The organism is Methanoculleus sp. UBA208 (assembly GCF_002498065.1).
Taxonomy (GTDB): Archaea; Halobacteriota; Methanomicrobia; order Methanomicrobiales; family Methanoculleaceae; genus Methanoculleus.
Genome location: NZ_DAFZ01000065.1, coordinates 1 through 6787 on the forward strand (window position 1 = coordinate 1; position 6787 = coordinate 6787).

Below are 6787 nucleotides of genomic sequence, written 5' to 3' on the forward strand. Positions count from 1 at the left end.
CCCTCCCCCGGGGCCGATATCCCCACGAAATCCGTGGATGGGATTGTATGATTGCCCGGGATTTCAGGAGAGTATGACCGCGTCAGACTTCGCCCTGCAACGTTCAGTTACTAGAAACATTATTGAAACCGTTATGGTGAGCGACCGGGATCAGGCCCGCTCCATCCGGTCACACAGTCTCGCCCTCTTAAAATCCCCCGCCGGCCAGTGCCCGTGCAATAAGATAACACCCTCCGGCCACGACCGCCGCCGCCGGTATGGTCAGGACCCACGCGATGAGGATCTCGCGGACCACTCCCCACTTGACCGCCGAGTAGCCGCGCGTTGCGCCGACGCCCATGATCGCGCCGGTTGTCGCGTGGGTCGTCGAGACCGGGACGCCGAAGGCGGTCATCAGGGAGAGGACGCTCCCCGCGGCGGTCGATGCGGCGAACCCCTGGTAGGGCCGGATCCTGGTGATCCGGTTTGCCATCTTATCGATGACCCGCCACCCCCCGAGGAGCGTTCCGAGCGATATGGCGAGCGAAGAGGCGAGGATGACCCAGAGCGGCACGGAGAACTCAGAGATCAGCCCGCCGGCAAGGAGCATGGCGGTGATGATGCCCATCGCGTTCTGGGCATCGTTGCTGCCGTGGCCGATAGCCTGAAACGATCCTGAAAATATCTGGAGGTTCTTAAAGAGGCGGGATAAGCGCCGCGGGGGATGGTCGCGGAAGATGCAGGCGACGAGGGTGCCGAGGGCAAAAGCGGAGATGAGGCCGAGCATTGGGGAGACGACGATGAAGATCAGGACCGCCAGGATCCCGCCGATCTTCAGAAACCCGGTTGCAATGGCGAGCGGGATGGCCACCGTCACCCCGATGAGCCCGCCGAGGATGAGGTTCCACGGCCTGAACTCGCCCCTCCGATGTGCAAACACACCCGTGACAATCGCACCGAGGATTGCACCTGCGAGCCCGTAGATGACGGTTTGCCCGATGAGCGCAAGCGACGGCCAGAGTACCGCCCCCGTTCCGGCGGCTGCAATGCCGGCACCGAGGAGCCCCCCGATCAGGGCGTGGCTGCTCGATACCGGGATCCCGAGGAATGAGGTCGCGAGGACCCAGAGCACCGCGCCGACCATGGCCATGAGAATCAGCGTCGGTGTAAGGAATGAAGGGTCGACGATCCCCCTCCCGATGGTTGCCGCAATCGCCGTGGTGAAGAGAAGCGGGCCGAGGAGGTTGAAAACTCCTGCGAGGAGGACTGCCTGCAGGGGCGTTAAGGCCTTGGTCGCGATGATGGTGGCAATCGAGTTTGCGGCATCGTTCAGGCCGTTTGCAAAATTAAAGAGGAGGGCAAGAAGAATGCCGGGGATGATGATCGGGTCCATAGCGGTCAGGAGTGTCTGATGGCTATGTCGCTTAAGACGTTTGCGACGTCCTCGCACTTATCGGTCGCCATCTCAAGGTTTTCGTAGATATCCTTGAGTTTGATGATGGTGATCGCATCTTCCGTTTTGAAGAGGTCCATGATGGCGTGACCGAGGGCGTTGTCCGCGACGTTCTCCAGGCGGTTCACCTCGATGCACCGTTCCTCGATCAGGCCGGGATTTTTGATCGACCTGATGCCGTTTACGGCCTTCTCGATCTCGATGACGCTCAGCCGGATCAGTTTTGCGAGCTCGATCATCTGATCGTCGGTCTTGGTGATGCCGTAACTGTACATCTGCTGTGCAGTGCCGTCGATATAGTCGAGGATGTCGTCCAGCGCCGATGCAAGGCGGGAGATCTCTTCCGGCTCGAGCGGCGTGATGAACGTCCGGTTCAGCTGCTCGTAGATCTCGTGTGTGATCTCGTCTCCCTTGTGCTCGATCTGCTTCATCCGATGGCACTGCTCTTTCACGTTCTCGAAGTTCTCGACGAACTCGACGAGCAGATCGGCTGCGGAAACGACCGTCTGAGCCAGACTGTCGAAGAGATCAAAAAAAACCTTATCCTGGGGGACCACCCACTCCTTAATGCCCACAATGATCAATATAGCGTTTTTCAGTCAGGCACTATATAGCGATCGGTCACGCCCTGCTGTCGGGCGGCGGGCTACGGTGAAACGGGGTGGACGGGAGCACGAGTCCCCGTAGCGGGCGAACTGCCCTACCCGCTGGAGAAACTGTCGCGGATCCGGTTATGGCCGTCCTCGTCTCCCCTTTCAATCCTCCGATACCTTCGGGAGATTGTTGCGGATGAAGTCGAGGTCGGCCTTCTTTGCCGCGATCTCGTAGAGCATGGTTCCGGGGCCGGCGCAGCGCTTCGTGAACGGCAGCAGGATCCTTCTCCTCCTGACCTGAAGCCCGACGAGCATGGGGGATTTCAGGAGCATCCGGATGTCTCTGAACACAAAGTCCGGCGGCATCTCGTAGTATTCCCTGCAGTGCTTTCGGACGTATTCGTTTACTTCTTCCGGCATTGCGTTCAGGAGGAGCACTTTTCCACCGAGGTTGTTTACACAGCGGGATGGCATCGCAGGTTGTTCGTCGTTATGCGAATAAATATCTTGCGCCGGTCGCCGTTCCGGAGGTCAACCATATATAGAGGGCAGGACGATGCGGCCACCATGGCCACCCCGAAACTTTCCAAGACCTTCGAAGGTTTCCTTGACCTTGCACGGAACCGCTACAGCGTCCGGTCATTTAAAAAAGAACCCGTCGAGGACGAGAAACTCGGTGCGGTGCTCGATGCCGTCCGCCTGGCGCCGACGGCGGCGAACCGGCAGCCCTTCCGGCTCATCGTCATCCGTACCGCCGGGAAGGAGGACGAACTCGCCCGCATCTACTCCAGATCGTTCTTCCGGGAGGCTCCCCTCCTCATCTGCGCCTGCACCGTCCCGTCTGAGGCATGGACCCGCTCCGACGGGAAGAACTACAGCGACGTGGACGTGGCAATCGCCATCGACCACCTGACGCTCGCGGCCGCGAGCCTGGGGCTTGGAACCCACTGGGTCGCCGCCTTCGATATCAGCGCGGCGCGCGAGGTGCTGGGCATCCCCGGGGACGCCGAGCCGGTCGCGTTCACCCCGCTCGGGTATCCCGCCGACCGGCCGCGGGAAAAGCAGCGCAAGGGGGTATCGGAACTGGTGCGCTATGAGCACTGGTGAGCGGGAGCGGCCGATACCGGCCTTTGCTGTGCCCGAGAGAGGGGAACAATTATCGTATGCCGGGCGGATACCCGGGTATGAAGCCGTATGGAATGCCGGGCTGCCCGCCCGGGATTCGTCTCTTCGTTCTCGCGGCTTTCGCCGCCCTCTTCATTGTACCCTGCGCCGTCTCGAGCGCGACACCCCCGCTGCTCCCCGATCTTTTTGTCTCGGTCTCGAACGAAACCCCCTCCGGAAACGAAGACCTTGCCGTCTCCGCCGTCTGGACACGGGACGCGAGTTTCTACCGTCCTCCGGAGAGCGTCGATGCGCGTATCTACAGCGTCGTTTCAGGCTCGCTCGTCGCGGGATACACGATTCCGGTGGACGGACGTAAGGGGCCCGACGGCAGCACCCGGCATTTCCGCGGGGTGATCGCATCCTCGGAGCTGCCGGCGGGGAGGCTCCTGCTCGTCGTCATCGACCCGGTCTCCGGCGCCGACGCCCGCGTCCCGATCGACGTCACGGAACCGGGCCAGGATTACCCCGGCGTTCATCTGCAGCGGCATGCCGGTACCGTCTTTGCGGCTGCGGCGGTCCTGCTGGTCGTCCTCGGCGCCGGTCTCGGCCTGCTGGTGAGGCGATCGTGAGAGGATGAGCCCCTCTGTCGGTCGACTTAATGCCTGCAGCCGCCAACCATTCTTCAAGTGATACGCGAACCGGCAGTTAAAAAATTCCTCTACTGGTGCGACCGGTGCAACGTCCCCCTCATCGGGCGGACCTGCGCCTGCAAGACGAGAGTCAGGGGGATCGAGCTCCTGCAGCCGCACGACGTCCGCCCGGCACTCGCCGCCGACATGGCCCTCATCCGGCGCCTTCTTGCCGAACGGTTCGGCGACGTCCCCCTGCCCCGGGTCGTGCTCCTGAACAAGACCGGCGGCGTCGACCGTGCCGACCTCGTGATCGTGCACGGCGAGCGGTTCGGCTGGCTTTCGTTCGACCCCGTCACCCGGAAGTTCAGCCTCGATATCGCGCCCGAGGCGCTCCCGTACATCCTGCCGCATGCAACCCGGGGGATCGTCGACCTCGAGGCCGAGCCTGCCGTGAAAACCCATAAGGGCCGTGTCGGCGGGAAACGGTTCCCCCTGGCGACCCCCGTGCCCGACGGGACGGTCATCGTATCCTACAAAAACCGGTACGGCACCGGCGTCGTCAGGGACGGGCAGGTCAGGGTGAAGGAACTCGTCTCCGTCGAGCCCCGCACCCGGCCCGACCCGGACTGGGATACGGTGATCGAGAAGAACCGCTACCACTTAAAGAACCTCGAACGCAACGCCGTCCGCACCATAAAAAAGCACATGAACGACCGGCCGTGCGTGAACGTCTCGTTCTCCGGCGGCAAGGACAGCACCGCCGTCCTCCACCTCGCCCGGAAGGCGGGGGTGGAGAAGGCGTTCTTCATCGACACCGGGATCGAGCTCCCCGAGACCGTGGAGTTCGTGGCGTCAGAGGGCGTTGAGGTCATCCGGAAGGGCGGCGACTTCTTCCAGGCGGTCGAGAAGGCGGGGCCGCCGGGGAAGGACCGCCGCTGGTGCTGCAAACTCCTGAAACTCCATCCTCTGAAGATCTACCTTGCCGGGATCGGCCCCTGCGTCACCATCCAGGGGAACCGCTGGTACGAGTCCTGGAACCGTGCCGACCTTGATGAGACGAGCCAGAACCCGGCAAACCCCCTGCAGCTGAACATCTCGCCGATCCGGAACTGGCGGGCGCTCGAGGTCTTCCTCTACCTCTGGTGGCAGAAGGCCCCCATGAACCCGCTTTACGAGAAGGGACTTGAGCGGATAGGCTGCTACCTCTGCCCGGCGGTGCTCGAGAGCGAGTACGAGCGGCTCCGGGAGATGCATCCCGAACTGACGGACCGGTGGGACGAATTCCTTATCCGTTGGGCGGGGAAGAATGGGTTGCCGGACGCTTACCACCGGTGGGGGCTCTGGCGGTGGCGGGCTCTGCCCCCGAAGATGCGCGAGGTCTGCAGGGACCGGGGCATCGTCGTCAACGACGACTTCACCCTGCGGGAAGCCCCGGTCAGGGAGGCGGTAAAAGTGGCAGAAATGAAGAGTATGGATTCCCGTGAGCCGGCGCCGCCGGCGGAGACTGAGTTTACCCCGGACGAGATCCGCAAGGACTTCCCGATCCTCGGCGACATCATCTACCTGGACAATGCAGCGACGAGTTTCTCGCCGGAGCCGGTGGTGGAGGCGCTCGTCGAGTTCGAGCACCGTTACCGGGCCAACGTCGGCCGCGGCGTCCACCGCCTGACCCGGATCGCGACACAGCGCTACTGGCACGCCCACGAGAAGGTTGCACGGTTCATCAACGGCGAAGCAGGGGTGACGGTCTTTACGAAGAACGCCACGGACGCGATCAACATGGTCGCGCAGGGCCTCTCCTGGAAGCCGGGCGACCGCGTGGCGACCACCATCATCGAGCACCACTCAAACCTCCTCCCCTGGAGGGCGCTTGCGAAGCAGGGCGTCGCGCTCGATATGATAGGGATCGACGCCGACTATTCGCTCGATCTCGCCGCGCTCGAGGATACCCTGGCCGGGGGCGGCGTCCGGCTCGTCGCCGTCACCCACGCCTCGAACGTCCTCGGCGTGACGACGCCGGTCCCCGAGATCTCCCGGCTCTGCCGGGAGCACGGGGCGCTCCTCCTGGTGGACGGAGCCCAGTCGCTGCCGCACATGCCGGTCGACGTCGCGGACCTCGGCTGCGACTTCCTCTGCTTTGCGGGGCACAAGATGTTCGGGCCGACCGGGACCGGCGTCCTCTGGATGCGCGATCTGCTCTTCGAGCCGCCGAACGTCGGCGGCGGCATGGTCGCGAACGTGACTGCCGAAGGCTACGACCCGGCGGAGGGCTACCAGCGCTACGAGGCCGGGACGCCGAATGTCGGCGGCGGTATCGGGCTCGGCGTCGCCGTGGATTACCTCTCGGCGATCGGGATGGACCGGGTCCACCGGCACGAGGAACGCCTGACCGCCCGGCTGATCGAGGGGCTCTCCGGGATAGACGGGGTCACGGTCTACGCCGGCCGGCAACCGGGTGCCCGGATCGGGGTCGTCTCGTTCACCATCGACGGTGTCCACCCACAGGAGGCCGCGCAGATGCTTGATGAGGATGCGGATATCATGGTGCGGTCAGGGCACCACTGCTGCCAGCCGCTCATGGAGCACCTGAACCTCCCGGAGGGAACGGTGCGGGCGAGCATGGCGGCCTTCACGACCGAGCAGGAGATCGACCTCCTGGTTGCGGCCGTCGACGAGATCTGCCGGGGGCGGTAGAGCTGTCTCCTGGAATTGCCAGTCAACCTCTTTCAGTCCCCCCACCGCCCGCGCTTCGCGCTCCTCCCGCCCCCGAGGGGGGCGGGCAGTGCGTGGCGATAACCGGCAGGAAGCCGTGCACGATTCTTCCAGGGATCTCCCCATGCAGTGGACCGTGAGGATATCGCCATTGGGGGAACGACGCTCCGGAGAACGACGTCCTGAAAGGACGGAGTTCGAGAAACCCGCAGGGTTTCGAGGCGTGAGCGATAGCGAACGTAAGCACCGTTAGGTGCGAGGAGCAGAGTTCGAGCACCGAAGGTGCGAAGAGGGGCTGACGGGGAGTGCGA

General features: G+C 63.6%; 6 protein-coding genes. 3 read left to right on the forward strand and 3 right to left on the reverse strand.

Annotated features, from left to right (window positions below):
- Positions 1-187: 187 nt before the first annotated feature.
- From BRA62_RS07035 to BRA62_RS07045, 3 genes are all read right to left on the reverse strand, one after another.
- Entirely contained in the window at positions 188-1372 is a 1185-nt protein-coding gene (locus BRA62_RS07035) for an inorganic phosphate transporter (protein ID WP_292365863.1), read from the reverse strand.
- Positions 1373-1377: 5 nt separating this feature from the next.
- Complete coding sequence (locus BRA62_RS07040) at positions 1378-2007, reverse strand: DUF47 domain-containing protein (protein WP_292365868.1); 630 nt, start codon at positions 2005-2007, stop codon at positions 1378-1380.
- A gap of 180 nt (positions 2008-2187) precedes the next feature.
- Entirely contained in the window at positions 2188-2499 is a 312-nt protein-coding gene (locus BRA62_RS07045; protein WP_292365864.1) for a DUF1894 domain-containing protein, read from the reverse strand.
- Positions 2500-2592: 93 nt separating this feature from the next.
- Here BRA62_RS07045 and BRA62_RS07050 point away from each other — a divergent pair, with 93 nt between their 5' ends.
- The 3 genes from BRA62_RS07050 (at position 2593) to BRA62_RS07060 (ending at position 6458) form a co-directional block, all read left to right on the forward strand.
- Positions 2593-3132 carry a nitroreductase family protein gene (locus tag BRA62_RS07050; RefSeq protein ID WP_292365865.1) on the forward strand — a complete coding sequence of 180 codons (540 nt, stop codon included), beginning with the start codon at positions 2593-2595 and terminating at the stop codon, positions 3130-3132.
- Between the two features lie 77 nt (positions 3133-3209).
- A complete protein-coding gene (locus BRA62_RS07055; RefSeq protein WP_292365866.1) occupies positions 3210-3761 on the forward strand; it encodes a hypothetical protein in 552 nt (183 codons plus the stop codon).
- 57 nt (positions 3762-3818) lie between these two features.
- Positions 3819-6458: an aminotransferase class V-fold PLP-dependent enzyme gene (locus tag BRA62_RS07060; RefSeq protein ID WP_292365867.1), complete on the forward strand. Its 2640-nt coding sequence runs from the start codon at positions 3819-3821 to the stop codon at positions 6456-6458.
- Positions 6459-6787 lie beyond the last annotated feature (329 nt).